The sequence below is a fragment of the Streptomyces sp. CA-210063 genome (genome assembly GCF_024612015.1).
In the GTDB taxonomy this organism is placed as follows: domain Bacteria; phylum Actinomycetota; class Actinomycetes; order Streptomycetales; family Streptomycetaceae; genus Streptomyces.
Map to the genome: position 1 here is coordinate 8,428,153 of NZ_CP102512.1, position 16,733 is coordinate 8,444,885.

The following is a 16,733-nucleotide window of genomic DNA, read 5'->3' on the forward strand; positions in this document are numbered from 1 at the left end:
GTTCGGGGGACGCATGCACATTTCTTTCCTGATACACAACGCGTACGGGATCGGGGGGACGATCCGCACGACGTACAACCTGGCGAACACCCTGGCCGAGCAGCACGACGTGGAGATCGTCTCCGTCTTCCGCCACCGCGACGAGCCGGTCTTCGACGTGGACCCCAAGGTCCGGCTGCGCGCCCTCGTCGACATCCGGGAGGGCGGCGCCGACAAGGGCCACGCCGACCTGGAGCGCCCCGCGAAGGTCTTCCCGCGCGCCGAGGGCCGCTACGGGCAGTACAGCGCCCTGACCGACCGGCGCATCGCCGAGCACCTCGCCGCGGTCGACGCCGACGTCCTGGTCGGCACCCGCCCCGGCCTGAACGTGCACATGGCCCGGCAGACCCGTCGCGGCCCGGTCCGCGTCGGCCAGGAGCACCTCACCCTCGACAGCCACTCCCCGGCCCTGCGCGCCACCCTGCGCGGCGTCTACCCGCGGCTCGACGCGCTCACCACGACCACCGAGGCCGACGCGCGCGCGTACGGCTCGAAGATGCGGCTCCCGGGCGTCCGCCTCCAGGCCGTGCCCAACCCGGTGCCCGCGCCCGGCATCGCCCCCGCCGACGGCACCGGCAAGTGGGTCGTCGCCGCCGGGCGCCTCGCCCCCGTGAAGCGTTACGACCTGCTCATCAAGGCCTTCGACAAGGTGCGCGAGGAGCGGCCCGACTGGCGTCTGCGGATCTACGGCGGCGGCAAGCAGAAGGACAAACTCCGCGCCCTCGTCGATAAGTTGGGCCTCTACAACCACGTGTACCTGATGGGCCCGGCCAACCCCATCGAACCCGAGTGGGCCAAGGGCTCCATCGCCGCCGTCACCTCCAGCCTGGAGTCCTTCGGCATGACCATCGTCGAGGCCATGCGCTGCGGCCTGCCGGTGGTCTCCACCAACTGCCCGCACGGCCCCGGCGAGATCATCGACGACGGCGTCGACGGCCGCCTGGTCAAGGTCGGCAACGTGAAGGCCATCGCCGGCGGTCTCCTCGAACTCATCAACGACGACGACAAGCGGCAGCGGATGGCGCACGCCGCGCTCAAGGACTCCGAGCGCTTCGACCCGGCCCGTATCGCCGAACGCTACGAGACGCTCTTCGGCGATCTCGTCGCCCGGGGCGGCGCCTCGTCGGTGGGCCGGATGCGCGGCTCCCTGCACCGCACCCGAGGCGCACTGCTCGGCGGCGCGTACGCCGTTCGGGACGCCGGACGTTCCGCTTTCAAGAAGGGGCGCACCGCATGATGACGCTGGCTCCGCAGCAGCCCGCCCGCCGCGACGACCAGGAGGACACCACGCCCCCGCGCACCGACTGCGTCGCCGACTTCGCGGGCGGCCTGACCTTCGAGATCGCCGACCGCGGCGAGACCGGCCCCGCGCACCTGGTCCTCTTCCTCCGCGACAGCGACCAGCGGGTGCGGCTGCCGCTCACCCCGGCGGGCGACGGCCGCCTGCGGGCCGCGCTGCCCAGCAGCGTGGCCGTCCCCGAGGGCCGCTGGGACGCCTACCTCCAGGTGGCCGACGGCGAACCGCGCCGGCTGTCCCCCGGCGTCAACGACCTGCGCTCCCTCGTCGACCGCGCCCCCACCGCCACCGCCGACCGGATCGCCGTCCGCATCCCGTACGGCACCAAGCACGGCAACCTCACCCTGCGCAGCTGGGAGCGCTCCCCGCACGCCGAGGCCGGCGAACTCCACATCGGCGACGGCGAGCTGGAGGTGACGGTCAAGGCGTACGGCACCGAGCCCACGCCCGACGCGTACGCCGAGCTCACCGACCGGGAGGAGTCCGCACCCGCCGTACGGGCCGACGTCACCCCGGACGACCGGGGCGGCCTCCGCTTCACCGTGGCCTACGGCGACCTGCGGCCGGGCACCTGGGACCTGTGGCTGTTCCCCCAGGGGGAGAACGGCCCGCGCGTACGGATCGCGCGGCTGCTCGACGACATCGTCGAGAAGCACCCCGTCTTCGTCTATCCCAGGACCCGCGTCGACACCGGGCACGGCCCGGTGGAGGCCGAGCCGCGCTACACGGTCGACAACGACCTGTCCGTCACGGTCACCGCCGTGAGCTGAGCGGAGTGAGGCGGTTGAGGACATCACCTGTCCTCGACCGCCGCCGGCGACCTCGCCGCGTATGTCCAGGAGGTCGCCGAGGGGCTGACCGAGACGGTCAGGGCTCTTCGGGACCGTCCGTCGGCCGCTCCTGCCCGAACCGGGGGTGCGGTGTCCTCTCCTGGCCCCTCCGGGTCTGGGGCGGCTGGATCGCCGCGAACTTCGGATGGTGCAGATCGAACGCCGGGGCCTCCGAGCGGACCCGGGGCAGTGTCACGAAGTTGTGGCGAGGCGGCGGACACGAGGTCGCCCACTCCAGCGACCGGCCGTAGCCCCACGGGTCGTCGACGTCGACCTTCACGCCGTACCGGGCGGTTTTCCAGACGTTGTAGAGGAACGGCAGCGTGGACAGGCCCAGCAGGAACGAGCCGATCGTCGAGACCGTGTTGAGGGCCGTGAAGCCGTCGGCGGCCAGATAGTCCGGGTACCGCCGCGGCATGCCCTCCGCGCCCAGCCAGTGCTGTACCAGGAACGTGGTGTGGAAGCCGACGAAGAGCGTCCAGAACTGGATCTTGCCGAGCCGTTCGTCGAGCAGCTTCCCGGTGAACTTCGGCCACCAGAAGAAGAACCCCGCGAAGGTGGCGAAGACGACCGTGCCGAAGACGACGTAGTGGAAGTGCGCGACCACGAAGTACGAGTCCGTGACATGGAAGTCCATCGGCGGCGAGGCCAGGATCACCCCCGTCAGGCCGCCGAGCAGGAACGACACCAGGAAGCCGGTCGCCCACAGCATCGGTGTCTCGAACGACAGCGAGCCCCTCAGCATCGTCCCCGTCCAGTTGAAGAACTTCACCCCCGTCGGCACGGCGATCAGGAAGCTCATGAACGAGAAGAACGGCAGCAGCACCGCGCCCGTGGCGAACATGTGGTGCGCCCACACCACCACCGACAGCCCGGTGATCGCCATCGTCGCCCCGACCAGCGTCAGATAGCCGAAGATCGGCTTGCGGCTGAAGACCGGGATGATCTCCGTGATGATCCCGAAGAACGGCAGCGCGATGATGTACACCTCGGGATGCCCGAAGAACCAGAACAGGTGCTGCCACAGCAGCGCGCCGCCGTTGGCCGCGTCGAAGACGTGGCTGCCGAACCGCCGGTCCGCCTCCAGGCAGAGCAGGGCGGCCGCCAGCACGGGGAACGCCATCAGGATCAGGATCGACGTGAACAGCGTGTTCCAGGTGAAGACCGGCATCCGGAACATCGTCATGCCGGGCGCGCGCATCCCGATGATCGTGGTCAGGAAGTTCACCGCGCCGAGGATCGTCCCGAAGCCGGACAGCGCCAGCCCCATGATCCACATATCGGCCCCGATGCCCGGTGACCGTTCCAGACTGTTCAGCGGCGCGTAGGCGAACCAGCCGAAGGCGGCGGGCCCCGACGGCACCAGCAGCGAGCCCAGCACGATCAGCCCGCCGAACAGGAACAGCCAGTACGACAGCATGTTCAGCCGGGGGAAGGCGACATCGGGCGCGCCGATCTGCAACGGCATGATCTCGTTGGCGAACCCGGCGAAGGTCGGTGTCGCGAAGAGCAGCAACATGATCGTGCCGTGCAGGGTGAACAGCTGGTTGAACTGCTGGTTGTCCACGATCTGCGTGCCCGGCCGGGCCAGTTCGGCGCGCATCACCAGCGCCATCAGACCGGCGGCCAGGAAGAACAGGAACGACGTGACCAGGTAGAGATGGCCGATCTTCTTGTGGTCCGTGGTGGTCAGCCAGTCGACCACCACTCGCCCCGGTGCCTTGGTCCGTACGGGTCGTGCCGGCGCCTGTACGGTCTCGGTCCCCATCGCTCGCCCCTTCGCTGCCGCGTCCTGGGCCCGTGATGCACGCCATGATGCTCGCGCCCCCCTCGCTCCGACAGGGGGCGTGCGGGGGAAGTGTGCGGGAACCGTGTATTTCCCCTGTGGTGCCGACTTCCGGGAGCCGTCCGTGAATCAGCGGGAAAAGGCCGGACATGCACCGGACGCACGGCCTCCGGGAGTGCTTATCCTTCGGGCTATTCGAGATGGTGCCGAACCGGCCCAGAATTACGTTCGACAGCGCGCGGAAGACGTACGGAACCGCCCGTACGTGTGACGGCCCGCTGCGCCGACGGCTGATGTCGCAGTCGCGGAAACGCGTGTCGTGGTTCTGTGACAGAAGCGTGACCGCGGGAGGACAACAGGCCCTCCGGCCGCCTAACGTGGCGGTCATGGCACCCATTCCCACCCCTCCCGAAGAGCCCCAGGACGACCCCGGCGACTACGTCGGTCTTGAGGCGTCGAGCGCCGAGCGCCGCGCCGGGGAGCGCGGCTGGTCCACCGTCAGAAAGCTTCCGCCGGGCGCGATCATCACCATGGAGTACCGCTTCGGCCGGCTGAACTTCGAGGTCGAGGACGGCCGGGTGAAGCGCGCCTGGAAGGGCTGAATCCGAGCGCCGTCGGGCGCGGGAACGGGCGAAGGCCCGGCTCGTGAGAGCCGGGCCTTCGCCGTGCGGGGATGGGTGGTGCGTACCGGCCCCGCTGTCTCGTGTCAGCCGCCCGCGAGCGGCCGGGCCGAGGTCGCGTTGTGCGCGACCCGGTCCGCGTGGGGTGGCCGGCGGGAGCCGAGCGGGGTGACCGGGGCCCGCTCCGACCTGGTCAGATGCGGTGCGGGCGACAGATGCAGCGGCACGATCGGGGGATGGGCGGCGCGGGCCGCGATACCGGTGTCGCGGACGGTCGCGGGCTCCTCGCCGGGCTTGCGCAGCGAGGCCGTGCCCACGGCGGCGGGCGTCGGCGCTGCCGCCGACGCCGGTACGGGCGCCGTACGGCGGTCGCGCAAGGTGTCCCGCAGCGAGAAGAGCCAGGCCTCGGCGCGGGCGATCAGCGGCTCGAACCAGGGCAGCGCCAGCATGATCAGCAGACCGGCGGCCCAGCCCAGCAGGACATCGCTCAACCAGTGCGTACCGAGGTAGACCGTGGTGAGACCGACGCCGAGCGAGATCACGGCGGACAGCGCGGACAGCCAGCGTCTGGCCCTCGGCGTCGACGCCAGATAGGCCAGGATTCCCCAGGTCACCACGGCGTTCGCGGTGTGTCCCGAAGGAAATATGTCGCCGCCCAGCCACATCTCGTTGGAGCCGATCTCGGTGGCGTAGTGCGGGCCGAGCCGGCCCATGCCGATCTTGGCGGCGCCGACCGTGATGTTCAGCAGCAGCAGCGAGACACCGAGCGCCAGCATCGGGCGCAGGGTGTGCTGCCGCCAGGAGCGCCAGCCCAGCCAGGCGGCGACCATCACGGCGGTGGGGCCGCGCTGGCCCAGGACGACGTAGTAGTCCAGGAAGGCGTGGATCTGCTGCCACTGCTGGTACGGCCGGAAGAACATGATCTGCCAGTCGAGCCGCACCAGCCACGACGTGATGACGACGGCCCACACGATGGCGACGTAGAAGGCCAGGGTGGAGGCGAACAGCACCACTCTGTGCCGGGTCATCACCGGTACATCGATGTGGGTCGGCCGTTCCGGCTCACGGTCCAACCTGGAGAAGACCCGGTCCAGACGGGTCGGCTTTAGTTCGGTACGCACGCAATCGACGTTACAGCGAGTGAGCTCTGACGCGACGAGAATCACCGGCTTTGTGATGACGCCGTGATGTGGGATTGCTCTCAGATTGATGTTTAATTCTGCTGAATGGCGAATCGATGAGGCACTTCGCCTTCAATTCCATGGGTCAATATGGGGCAACGGTTTTACACCCCTTTTGAATTCGTTCACCGAATGCTTGCGTGGAATTACCCGTCCGCTCGCCCTGCGTTGCCGTGGGTCAGGGGGGACCGGAGCCATTCAGCCAGAACGCCCCGTAGACCGCCGACACCGCCGCGACCGCGCCGATGACCGCCGCTGACCTGGGCGTACGGGCTCCGGCCAGGGCCCGCGCGAGGGGCAGCAGCAGCGGGAAGGCGGGCATCAGCAGCCGGGGTTTCGAGCCGAAGTAGCTCGACGCGCACAGCGCCAGCGCGGTGACGACCCCCGCGTAGACCAGCAGCGGGACCGGCTGTCCCTGTCTTGCACACACCACGTACAGCCAAATGATCGACGCCACCCCGATGATCAGCCCGGCACCCGCCAGGGCCGACGGGAACGACGTGAACTTGTCGGCGACGAAACGGGCGAAGGCGTAACCCCCGTCGAAGCCGTTGCGCCACCCCGCCTGGACGTCCAGATAGCCGAGCGGTCCCCTGCCCGTGCGATGGCCGACCCACAGGACATAGCCGGCCGCACCCAGGGGCGCGAGGAGCATTCCGAGGGCGCGCGGCCAGAGGGGAGCGCCGTCCGGTGCCTCCACACTCCGGTTACGTACGAAGGGGGGAGCGGGGGCGTGCCGTCGTTCCCGCACGTAGGACGTGATCGCCGCCGCCCAGATCGCCGCGACCACCGCGAGTCCCACCGGGCGGGTCAGTCCGGCGAAGGCGGCCAGGACGCCGGCGGTCACCCAGCGGCCGGTCAGGACGGCGTACAGCGACCAGGCGGCCAGCGCGGTGAACAGCGACTCCGTGTACGCCATCGACTGCACGATCCCGACCGGCAGCACCGCCCACAGCAACACCGCGCACACCCCGACCCGGCGGCCGTACACATGGTCGGCGACCGCGAAGACCCCCCAGGCCGCGGCGAGCGAGGCGAGCGTGCCGACGACCAGGCCGGCGTGGGCGTACGACAGCGGGGTCACCGCCGACACCGCCCGCTCCAGCCAGGGCAGCAGCGGGAAGAAGGCCAGGTTCGAGTGGACGTCGCCGTTCGGCAGGCGCACCTCGTAGCCATAGCCGAGTTCGGCGACGCGGGTGTACCAGAGCGAGTCCCAGCGGGCCGACAGCAGCGTCAGGGCACTCTTGTCGCGCGCCGCGCTCCATAGGGCGAGGGCGACGAGGCCCAGGGCGCGCACGGCGGCGTACCCGAGGAGCGCGGGGGCGGCCCGCCGCAGCGGAGGCGGCGCCGGGCGCGTAACAAGATCGGTCACGCGCTCGATTATCGGCGGAGTCAGGAACCGGCCGGGAGGCCCTTACGTGGTGGTCCGCGAGGGACCGCGACGGACGACCCACGGACGAGTGATGAAGGAGTCATGGAGGACCGGTGGACGGCCCCGGGCGTGGCGTATGCCACACGTCACATGAGGGTTCGATGAGACACCCACCACGTTCCACCGGCCGGAACTCGCGTACGCTGACGGCTCGCTCGCCTTTCGTTGCGCGGGTCCGGGACACCGCTCCTCCTGGACCGTAGCCGCCGGGGAGTCCCCGCCCCGCTGGTTCCGCCGAACGCGAGAGCATTCTGGGAGGTACGTACATGTCCGGGACGCCCACGGCCGCTGCGCGTCGCCGTCGGGAGGCCGGGGCCGGTGCACACCGCTGGGTCGTCCTGATCGTTCTCTGCGTCAGCCTGCTGCTCGTCGCCGTGGACGCCACCGTGCTGCACGTGGCGGTGCCCGCGGTCACCGAGGACATCAAGCCCGGCGCCATGGAACTGCTCTGGATCGTCGACGTCTATCCGCTGGTCTGCGCCTCGCTGCTGATCCTCTTCGGCACGCTCGGTGACCGGGTCGGCCGCAGACGGATCCTCCTTCTCGGATACGCCCTCTTCGGCGTCGCCTCCGGGCTCGCGGCCTGCGCCGAGAATCCCCAGGTCCTGATCGCGGCCCGCGCCCTGCTCGGCGTCGGCGGCGCGATGATCATGCCCGCGACCCTGTCGATCCTGCGCCAGGTCTTCCCCGACCGGCGTGAGCGGGCGCTCGCCATCGGCATCTGGAGCGCCGTCGCCGCCGTGGGCGCGGCCGTCGGACCGCTGCTCGGCGGGTTCCTGCTGGAGCACTTCTGGTGGGGCTCGGTCTTCCTCATCAACATTCCGCTGATGCTCGTCAGCCTGCCGATCGGACGGCTGCTGCTGCCCGAGTCGACGGGCGACCGCGACGGTCCCTGGGACGTGGTCGGCGCCCTGATGGCCGCCGTCGGCCTCTTCTGCGTCGTCTTCGGAGTGAAGCGGCTCGGCGGCGGACATACGCCGTTCGACCCGGCCACCGCGCCGGCGCTCCTCGTCGGCGGCGGGCTGCTCATCGCGTTCGTACGACGGCAGCGGCGCCGGGCGCATCCGCTGGTCGACCTGCGAATGTTCGCGCGCCCCGCGTTCAGCACGTCCGTCGGCTGCATCGTCCTCGCGATGCTCGCGCTGGTGGGGCTCGAACTGATCGCCGCGCAGTATCTGCAACTGGTGCTCGGGCTGTCCCCGCTGGAGACGGGGCTACGGCTGCTGCCGCTGACCATCGCCGCGATGGCGGCCGGGCTCGTCGGCTCCCATATGCTGCACCGCTTCGGGCCGCGCCGCATGGTGTCCCTCGGCTTCTGCCTCACCGCCGTCTCGGTCGTCCTGCTGACGGCGATGGGGCGCCACGACAACGCGGGGCTGTTGCTCGCCGGGTTCGTCCTGCTGGGCTTCGGGCTGGAGACGACGCTCTTCGGGGCGTACGAGTCGATGCTGAGCGAGGCGCCCGCCTCGTCCGCGGGTGGGGCGGCGGCGATCGGCGAGACCTCGTACCAGCTGGGCGCCGGCATCGGGATCGCGCTCCTCGGCAGCGTGATGAACGCGGCGTACGCGCCCGGGCTGTCGTCCGTGCCGGGGGTGCCCACGTCGGCGTCCCATGCCGCGGGGCACTCGCTCGGCGAGGCGTACGAGGTCGCGGATCGGCTGGGCGGGTCCTCGGGAGAGGCCCTGCGGCATGCGGCGCGCGACTCGTTCGTCCATGGGCTGCATGTGACGCTGCTGGTGAGCGCGGCGCTGCTTGTGCTTGGCGCGGTGATGGCTCTGCGGCTGCCTCGGGGGATGGAGTGCGGGGCGGCTGCGGCGGATGTGCCGGGGCCGCGGGAGGCCACGGCGACGACGCCTGTTCGCGCGGAGTCGATGCGCTGAACTGTTCGGGCGCGCGGCGTCCGGGCTGAGCTCGGGGCGGGGTTTCGCTCACCGGCGCTTGCCGGGTGCCGCTGCGCCCACCCTCCCCCACTCTCGGCTTCGCTCGATCGGGAGGTGCCCCCATCGCCCCAGCGGCACGACTGCCCGCAGGTGGGTAGGCCCGCAGGTGGGTACGGTGATTAGCGTCGCTAGTTTTACGAGCCGGAGGTGCCCTCATGAGCTTCGACCCCACCGATTTCCTTGGCCTCGACGATTCTCTCGACCCCGAGGACCTCGCCGTGCGGGACACCGTGCGGAGTTGGGCGGCGGATCGGGTGTTGCCGTACGTCGCCGAGTGGTACGAGCAGGGGGAGTTGCCCGGGATTCGGGAACTGGCGCGCGAGTTGGGGGCCATCGGGGCGCTGGGGATGTCGCTCGACGGGTATGGGTGCGCGGGGGCCAGTGCCGTGCAGTACGGGCTCGCCTGCCTGGAGCTGGAGGCGGCGGACTCGGGGATCCGGTCGCTTGTGTCCGTGCAGGGGTCGCTCGCGATGTACGCCATTCATCGGTTCGGGAGCGAGACGCAGAAGCAGGCGTGGCTGCCGCGGATGGCCTCCGGTGAGGTGATCGGGTGCTTCGGGCTCACCGAACCCGATCACGGCTCCGACCCGGCGTCGATGCGTACGTACGCCAAGCGGGACGGCGGCGACTGGGTCCTCAACGGGCGGAAGATGTGGATCACCAATGGGTCCGTCGCCGGGGTCGCCGTGGTGTGGGCCCAGACGGAGGACGGTATCCGCGGGTTCGTCGTGCCGACGGACACCGCCGGATTCTCGGCGCCGGAGATCAAGCACAAGTGGTCCCTGCGAGCATCGGTCACGAGTGAACTCGTCCTGGATGACGTGCGGTTGCCCGCCGATACCGTATTGCCGGAGGTCACGGGGCTGAAAGGACCGCTGAGTTGTCTTTCGCACGCCCGCTACGGAATCGTGTGGGGCTCGATGGGAGCCGCGCGGGCCTCTTTCGAGGCGGCGGTCGAATACGCGAAGACACGGGAGCAGTTCGGGAAGCCGATCGGGGGATTCCAGCTCACCCAGGCCAAACTCGCCGACATGGCGGTCGAGTTGCACAAGGGGATTCTGCTCGCCCACCATCTGGGGCAGCGGATGGACGCGGGACGGCTCCGTCCCGAGCAGATCAGCTTCGGCAAGCTGAACAACGTACGAGAGGCGATCGAGATCTGCCGTACCGCCCGCACGATTCTCGGCGCCAACGGGATCTCCCTGGAGTACCCGGTGATGCGGCACGCGACGAATCTGGAGTCCGTGCTCACCTATGAGGGCACCGTCGAAATGCACCAACTCGTGCTGGGCAAGGCGCTCACCGGGTTTGACGCCTTCCGGTGAGCCGCGTCGCATGACACGCGCACCGGAAGACGGGGCCGGCGAGCGGCCCTGCCTCAGCTCTGGTTGAAGAAACCGTCGACCGGACGGCTCGCGACCTCGCCGCTGACGATCTCCGTGTCGGCGGGGGTCAGCAGGAACACGCGGTTGGACACCCGCTCGATCGAACCACGCAGACCGAAGATCAGTCCGGCCGCGAAGTCGACGACACGCTTGGCGTCGGCGGGCTCCATGTTCGTGAGATTCATGATCACCGGGACGCCGTCCCGGAAGAGCTCGCCGATGTGCCGGGCGTCACGGAAGCTGTCCGGCGTGACCGTGCCGATCCGGCGGCCGTGGTCCTGCGCGGACTCGGACGCGACCTTGACGCGAGGGTCGGTGACCCAGGCCTCGCCGGAGCCGGACTCCCGCTCATCGGCGTAGTCGTCGTCGTAGTAACGCTCGTCATCGTTGTCGTCGACGAGGCCAAGCCAGGCACTCGCCTTGCGCACCGATCCCATGGACGCCTCCTCTCGCAGCGGTCTTTCGTACTTTCCGCATCCCTATCGTCGTCCATGATGCGGATGTCTCGCCAAGTGGATAGACGCCGCACGGGGGTTTCGTGACGGTACTGGTGCAGAACGAATTCGTCGAGAGTCCATGTGCCCCAAGGGCTTCGCTGTACACACCTGCTGACGGAGAGTGAAATAATATTGTTCGCGGCGTTTGGGTGAGTGTCGGTGCGTCCGGGTGAACGTTCCGGCGACTACGATGCGGCGACATCCGCGAGCGCGTGGAGACAGCGGGGGAGACACGGGGGAGTGTCGTGTTCGGAATAGTGAGGCCCTGCGGCCATCGGCTCGGTGAAGGCCTGCGGACACAATGGATGGCGCATCTGTGCGGGCTCTGTCTCGCGCTGCGCGGGGACCACGGGCAGTTCGCCCGGGTCGTCACCAACTACGACGGCCTGTTGGTCTCGGTGCTGACGGAAGCTCAGGCCGAGCGGAGCACCGACTGGCGACGGACCGCCGGGCCCTGCCCGCTGCGCGGGATGCGCACCGCCTCCGTCGCCCAGGGCGAGGGCGCGCGGCTCGCCGCCGCCGTCTCGCTGGTGCTCGCCTCGGCCAAGGTGCGCGACCACCTGGCCGACGGAGACGGACTGCTCGCCCGCAAACCGGTGGCGCTCGCCGCGCGCCGGATCGCGACGAGCTGGGGGCGCGCGGGCGCCCGTACGGGAACGGACATCGGGTTCGACACGGCGCTGCTGGTCGACGCCGTGGACCGGCAGATCGGCATCGAGACGCTGGCCGGGCCGGGCACCCCGCTGCTGACGGTCACCGAACCGACCGAGACGGCGACCGCGGCGGCCTTCGCGTACACCGCGGTACTGGCCGGCCGCCCCGGCAACGCCGAACCGCTCGCCGAGGCCGGACGTCTCTTCGGCCGGCTCGCCCATCTGCTGGACGCGGTGGAGGACCAGGCCGACGACGCCGCCTCCGGTGCGTGGAATCCGCTGACCGCCACGAGGACCTCCCTGGCCGAGGCCCGGCGGCTCGCCGACGACGCCCTGCACGGCATCCGGCTCGCCCTGCGCGAGGCCGACTTCGTGGACGGCAAGCTGGCCCATCTGCTGCTCGTACACGAGTTGCGCAGGTCGGTGGACCGGTCGTTCGGTGCGGTGCCGGTGTGCTCGGCCCATCAAGGGGGTGGGGCGCCGCAGCAGGGCGACCCGTACGGCAGTTCGTATGCGGGCGGCGGGAATCCGTACGCGGGCGGTGGCGGGAACCCGTATGCCGGAGGCGGTGGACATCCGTTCGGCGGTGGGGGCGGGGCCCACGGCGGTGGCCTCGGTGGGGTGCCGTCGCCGCAGCCGCCGAGGCGGCGGGGGTTCTGGGCGGGATGCGGGATGTTCTCGCTGCTGTGCTGCACCTGCCAGATGTGCTGCGCGAAGGAGTACGAGGGCCCCTGGTCCCGGAAGAGGCGTAAGGGCTGTTGCCGGGACTCCGACTGCTGTGACGCGTGCGAGTGCTGCGGCTGCGACTGCTGAAACGGTGGCGGGACGTCATCGAGGAGTGGCCCCCGCCGCGCATGGTGACGGCACCGGTGTTCGGCTGCCCGAACCCACGTGGCGGGGCTGAACACCTGAACAGGTCAACACATGACTTCCGGACACCCCGGGTGGCGTGCCCGGGTACTCCGACCGGCTGCCCCGGGCGGTGATCGCCGTCGCGGCCGACGATGATGGTGCTCGGCGCTCCCGGCTCTTGTGGCCTGCTCCGATGACCCGTTGGCCGGTCCTGCCGGAGGGTGCTCAGCATTCACACAGAACCCGCACATATGGCCTGGTGGGATCAACTGTCGTGGAGGGTGCGCCGGTTGGATCCCGAGAGGCCGAAAGGCACTCTTGCGTGGGTCGGCGGTGCGGCCGAATACTTCCCCCCAGCGCCTTGTCAGGGGCACGGCGTGTTCGGAATCCGGACCGATGTCCCTGATCTGCGCCTCACGGGCCCCGACCCCACGCGGGCCCCCGACTTCCCTTTGGAGGGAACGAATAGTGAGGATCAAGCGCACCACCCCCCGCAGCGGCATAGCGAGACGGACCCGGCTGATCGCCGTGACCACCGGACTCGTGGCCGCGGCCGCCGTCACGGTTCCCAGCGCCAACGCGGCAGGCACCCAGACGTTCAGCGCCTCCGAACTGAAGAGCGCCAGCTCCTCGGTGCTCAAGGCCGACATCCCGGGCACCGCCTGGGCGATCGACCCGGCGACGGACAAGCTCGTCGTCACGATCGACAGCACCGTCTCCAAGACGGAGCTCGCGCAGATCAAGGAGGCGGCGGGCGAGAACGCCGACGCCCTGACGATCAAGCGGACCCCCGGCAAGTTCAACAAGCTGATCAAGGGCGGCGACGCCATCTATGCGAGTAGCTGGCGCTGCTCCCTCGGCTTCAACGTCCGCAGCGGGAGCACCTACTACTTCCTGACCGCGGGTCACTGCACCGACGGCGCGGGCACCTGGTACTCCAACTCCGGCCGTACCACGGTCCTCGGCCCGACCACCGGGTCGAGCTTCCCGACCAACGACTACGGCATCGTGCGCTACAGCAACACGACCATCGCCAAGGACGGCACCGCCGGCAGCGTGGACATCACCAGCGCGGCCACCCCGAGCGTGGGCACCAACGTCATTCGCACCGGCTCCACCACCGGTACCCGCACCGGGCGCGTGACCGCCCTCAACGCGACCGTGAACTACGGTGGCGGCGACGTCGTCTACGGCATGATCCAGACCACGGTCTGCGCCGAGCCCGGCGACTCCGGCGGCCCGCTCTACGGCAGCAACGGTGTGGCGTACGGTCTCACCTCCGGCGGCAGCGGCAACTGCACCTCCGGTGGCACGACCTTCTTCCAGCCGGTCACCGAGGCCCTGAGCGCGTACGGCGTCAGCGTCTTCTAGACCGACCGGGCGCCGGCGCACTTCCCCCCGGCATCGGCGCCCACCCCGGCAGTGGCCGGCAGCAGACGAGCCCCCGCACGGATGACGTGCGGGGGCTCGCCCTCGTTCGGGCGGCGGAGTTACCGTCAAGATGCGTGCGGGTGCGCGCCGAGGCGCGCACCGCCCGTGAGTACTTCCTCTCATACGCCCACTTCGGACCCTGGGGGCCGTGATGGTCGAGGAGCTGGTGACGGCGGGGGTGGCCCTCGCGTCCGTCGGCACGGCGTACGTGATGTCGGCGGCGCGGGTCGTGAGGCAGTACGAGCGGGGGGTGGTCTTCCGGCTCGGCCGGCTGAGGCCGAACGTGCGCGGGCCCGGCTTCACGTAGATCAAGGATGTCTCGCTGCCCGAGACCATGAAACGGTCCATGGCCCGGCAGGCCGAGGCCGACCGTGAGCGCCGGGCCCGGGTCATCAACGCCGACGCCGAGCTGCAGGCTTCGAAGAAGCTCGCCGAGGCCGCCAAGGAGATGTCCGAGCAGCCCGCCGCGCTCCAACTGCGGCTGCTGCAGACCGTGGTGGCGGTGGCGGCCGAGAAGAACTCCACGCTCGTCCTGCCGTTCCCGGTGGAGCTGCTGCGGTTCCTGGAGAGGGCCCAGCAAGGGGCTCCGCCGGTTCAGGGGGTGGCGCACCCGCCGCCGCATGGTGCGCCGTAGCCGGTGATCGGGCCACGGGCAGGTGGGCTTCTCGCGCAGTTCCCCGCGCCCCTGAAAAGCAGGGGCTGCGCCTCGTGCTTCTGAAACCGATGCGGAAGCAACTCCCGCCCCTCGGGACCCGTTTGAAACCGGACCTCTGTAGGGTGATTTTCAGACAGGACTAGACCTCACCCGTTGCGCAGGAGGTCGTTGCTTCCTGTGTTTGCAGTGTGAATTCCTGCGATCGCGAGGTGGGACGTTACCGGACGGTAATGGCATAGGGGGCGTGCGCTCGGGTTGTGTGCTCGGCCTGAAGTCGACCTTGTGTGTCCCCTGTGCGCCTAGGAATAGTTGGCGCCGCACAGTTGGCATGGACGCGGCGTTTTTTATCGTCCGTCGCCTCCTTGCCCGTACGCCTTCCGGTCGAATGGGGCCCCCACGCCCCTGTCGGCCAACCCCCCACAGGAGGACGTAAGTTGAAGCACCGACGCATACCCAGGCGCCGTGCCGTCGTGACGGGTGCGGGCATCGCCGCACTGGTCGCCGCGGGAGTGACCTTCCAGACTGCGAACGCGAGTGAGACCGCACCGACCCCCGAGCTGAAAGCGCTCTCCATCACGGCGGCCGGAAAGCTCGCCCTCACCCTCGACGCGGACCTCGGCACCGACGCGGCGGGAACGTACTACGACGCGAAGAGCAAGCTCCTCGTCGTGAACGTGCTCGACGAGGCCGCCGCCGAGACCGTCGAGGCGGCCGGCGCCAAGGCCCGCATCGTCGAGAACTCCCTCGCCGAACTGAAGGGCGCCCGGACGACCCTCAAGGAGGACGCCACCATCCCCGGTACCTCCTGGGCCACCGACCCGACCACCAACAAGGTCGTCGTCACCGCGGACCGCACCGTCTCCGAGGCCGAGCTGGCCAAGCTGACGAAGGTCGTGGACGGCCTCGGCGCCAAGGCCGAACTCAAGCGCACCGAGGGAGAGTTCAAGCCCTTCGTCGCGGGCGGCGACGCCATCACCGGCGGCAGCGGCCGCTGCTCCCTCGGCTTCAACGTGGTCAAGGGCGGCGAGCCGTACTTCCTGACGGCCGGTCACTGCACCGAGGGCATCTCCACGTGGTCGGCCGATGGCCAGGTCATCGGCGAGAACGAGGACTCCAGCTTCCCGGACAACGACTACGGCCTGGTCAAGTACACCGCTGACGTCGATCACCCGAGCGAGGTCAACCTCTACAACGGCTCCACCCAGGCGATCAGCGGGGCCGCCGAGGCGACCGTCGGCATGGAGGTCACCCGCAGCGGCTCGACCACCCAGGTCCACAGCGGCACGGTCACCGGCCTCGACGCCACCGTGAACTACGGCAGCGGCGACATCGTCAACGGCCTCATCCAGACCGACGTCTGCGCCGAGCCCGGCGACAGCGGCGGCTCGCTCTTCTCGGGCGACAAGGCCATCGGCCTCACCTCCGGCGGCAGCGGCGACTGCACCTCGGGCGGCGAGACCTTCTTCCAGCCCGTCACCGAGGCGCTGTCGGCGACCGGTACGCAGATCGGCTGAGGCGAGGGCCGGAAGGCCGAAGTGCCGGAGGGCCGGAGGGTCACGCCTTGGAAGGTCGAGGTCACGCTTCCAAGGCCGGCCCTCCGGCTTCTTCTCCAGGGCCGCCATCACCACGGTGATGGCGGCCCTTGCCGCTGCCCAGGCCGAGAGCACCAGCAGTGGCCCGGTGATGTCGTTGCCCTTGAAGTACGCGATCGAGCGGGCCGCCCAGCCGCCCGCCCCCGGTGGCAGCGCCGGGCCGATCGCCGCCCAGGACGGCGGCAGCAGCAGCTCCCAGAACGGCGGCAGCAGCGGCGGCAGGGCGCCGCCCGCGCTCGGGTTGCCCGCGATCGCCACCAGCGGGACGGCCACGCCGATGCCGGTGATCCCGACGACGCGCTGGAGCGCCGGCGTGGCCGCGCCCCTCGCCAAGACGACCAGCGCTCCCAGCCCCCGCAGGGCGGCCACGTTCCCCGAGTTCTTCCAGGAAGGACCTGGGCGGGGTCGGCCGTCTGTGTCATGGCCCCACGGTCCGGGGCGGAGGGTGTTTGCGCAGGTGGGATGGGGCCGAAGGGCGATCGCACGCAAGTTCGAAAAGTGGTCTATGGTGGAGACGGGAAGGCTGTGAACTGATGTTCGAGT

Annotated in this window: 12 protein-coding genes and 2 pseudogenes; 9 read left to right on the plus strand and 5 right to left on the minus strand. The window is 70.0% G+C overall.

The window, feature by feature from the left end:
• Positions 1-13: 13 nt before the first annotated feature.
• Entirely contained in the window at positions 14-1,276 is a 1,263-nt protein-coding gene (locus JIX56_RS36850) for a glycosyltransferase family 4 protein (protein WP_257547116.1), read from the plus strand.
• A complete protein-coding gene (locus JIX56_RS36855; protein WP_443032080.1) occupies positions 1,276-2,106 on the plus strand; it encodes a hypothetical protein in 831 nt (276 codons plus the stop codon). The genes JIX56_RS36850 and JIX56_RS36855 overlap by 1 nt, the downstream gene beginning before the upstream one ends.
• Before the next feature lie 97 nt (positions 2,107-2,203).
• On the opposite strand, the gene ctaD is transcribed toward JIX56_RS36855, so the two are convergent.
• Positions 2,204-3,934, minus strand: a complete 1,731-nt coding sequence (gene ctaD, locus JIX56_RS36860; protein ID WP_257547119.1) for an aa3-type cytochrome oxidase subunit I — start codon at positions 3,932-3,934, stop codon at positions 2,204-2,206.
• A gap of 404 nt (positions 3,935-4,338) precedes the next feature.
• On the opposite strand from ctaD, the gene JIX56_RS36865 reads away from it, so the two are divergent.
• Complete coding sequence (locus JIX56_RS36865) at positions 4,339-4,554, plus strand: I78 family peptidase inhibitor (protein ID WP_257547121.1); 216 nt, start codon at positions 4,339-4,341, stop codon at positions 4,552-4,554.
• A gap of 104 nt (positions 4,555-4,658) precedes the next feature.
• On the opposite strand, the gene JIX56_RS36870 is transcribed toward JIX56_RS36865, so the two are convergent.
• A complete protein-coding gene (locus JIX56_RS36870) occupies positions 4,659-5,693 on the minus strand; it encodes a phosphatase PAP2 family protein (protein WP_257547123.1) in 1,035 nt (344 codons plus the stop codon).
• Positions 5,694-5,931: 238 nt separating this feature from the next.
• Complete coding sequence (locus JIX56_RS36875; RefSeq protein ID WP_257547125.1) at positions 5,932-7,125, minus strand: glycosyltransferase family 39 protein; 1,194 nt, start codon at positions 7,123-7,125, stop codon at positions 5,932-5,934.
• Between the two features lie 326 nt (positions 7,126-7,451).
• On the opposite strand from JIX56_RS36875, the gene JIX56_RS36880 reads away from it, so the two are divergent.
• Complete coding sequence (locus JIX56_RS36880; RefSeq protein WP_257547127.1) at positions 7,452-9,065, plus strand: MFS transporter; 1,614 nt, start codon at positions 7,452-7,454, stop codon at positions 9,063-9,065.
• Between the two features lie 215 nt (positions 9,066-9,280).
• The gene (locus JIX56_RS36885; RefSeq protein ID WP_257547128.1) at positions 9,281-10,450 is read left to right on the plus strand and encodes an acyl-CoA dehydrogenase family protein; all 1,170 of its coding nucleotides are present in this window, start codon (positions 9,281-9,283) and stop codon (positions 10,448-10,450) included.
• 53 nt (positions 10,451-10,503) lie between these two features.
• Here the strand turns inward: JIX56_RS36885 and JIX56_RS36890 are convergent, their stop codons facing one another.
• On the minus strand, positions 10,504-10,947 hold the full coding sequence (locus JIX56_RS36890; protein WP_257547130.1) for a cell division protein SepF: 444 nt from the start codon (positions 10,945-10,947) through the stop codon (positions 10,504-10,506).
• 305 nt (positions 10,948-11,252) lie between these two features.
• Here JIX56_RS36890 and JIX56_RS36895 point away from each other — a divergent pair, with 305 nt between their 5' ends.
• The 4 genes and pseudogenes from JIX56_RS36895 to JIX56_RS36910 all read left to right on the plus strand — a co-directional run bounded on the left by JIX56_RS36895 (position 11,253) and on the right by JIX56_RS36910 (position 16,112).
• Entirely contained in the window at positions 11,253-12,473 is a 1,221-nt protein-coding gene (locus tag JIX56_RS36895; RefSeq protein ID WP_257547132.1) for a DUF5685 family protein, read from the plus strand.
• A gap of 507 nt (positions 12,474-12,980) precedes the next feature.
• Positions 12,981-13,883 carry a S1 family peptidase gene (locus JIX56_RS36900; RefSeq protein ID WP_257547134.1) on the plus strand — a complete coding sequence of 301 codons (903 nt, stop codon included), beginning with the start codon at positions 12,981-12,983 and terminating at the stop codon, positions 13,881-13,883.
• A gap of 211 nt (positions 13,884-14,094) precedes the next feature.
• A pseudogene (locus tag JIX56_RS36905) lies at positions 14,095-14,577 on the plus strand (hypothetical protein).
• Positions 14,578-15,032: 455 nt separating this feature from the next.
• Positions 15,033-16,112: a S1 family peptidase gene (locus JIX56_RS36910; protein ID WP_257547136.1), complete on the plus strand. Its 1,080-nt coding sequence runs from the start codon at positions 15,033-15,035 to the stop codon at positions 16,110-16,112.
• 72 nt (positions 16,113-16,184) lie between these two features.
• Here JIX56_RS36910 and JIX56_RS36915 read toward each other — a convergent pair.
• Positions 16,185-16,565, minus strand: a pseudogene (locus JIX56_RS36915) (DUF3533 domain-containing protein); the annotation flags it as partial.
• Positions 16,566-16,733: the final 168 nt, after the last annotated feature.

Excerpts from the sequence above, each read along its gene's own strand:
- JIX56_RS36850 (WP_257547116.1), top strand. The coding sequence starts at position 14 with ATGCACATTTCTTTCCTGATACACAACGCGTACGGGATCGGGGGGACG.
- JIX56_RS36855 (WP_443032080.1), top strand. The coding sequence starts at position 1,276 with ATGACGCTGGCTCCGCAGCAGCCCGCCCGCCGCGACGACCAGGAGGAC.
- ctaD (WP_257547119.1), bottom strand. The coding sequence starts at position 3,934 with ATGGGGACCGAGACCGTACAGGCGCCGGCACGACCCGTACGGACCAAG.
- JIX56_RS36865 (WP_257547121.1), top strand. The coding sequence starts at position 4,339 with ATGGCACCCATTCCCACCCCTCCCGAAGAGCCCCAGGACGACCCCGGC.
- JIX56_RS36880 (WP_257547127.1), top strand. The coding sequence starts at position 7,452 with ATGTCCGGGACGCCCACGGCCGCTGCGCGTCGCCGTCGGGAGGCCGGG.
- JIX56_RS36885 (WP_257547128.1), top strand. The coding sequence starts at position 9,281 with ATGAGCTTCGACCCCACCGATTTCCTTGGCCTCGACGATTCTCTCGAC.
- JIX56_RS36890 (WP_257547130.1), bottom strand. The coding sequence starts at position 10,947 with ATGGGATCGGTGCGCAAGGCGAGTGCCTGGCTTGGCCTCGTCGACGAC.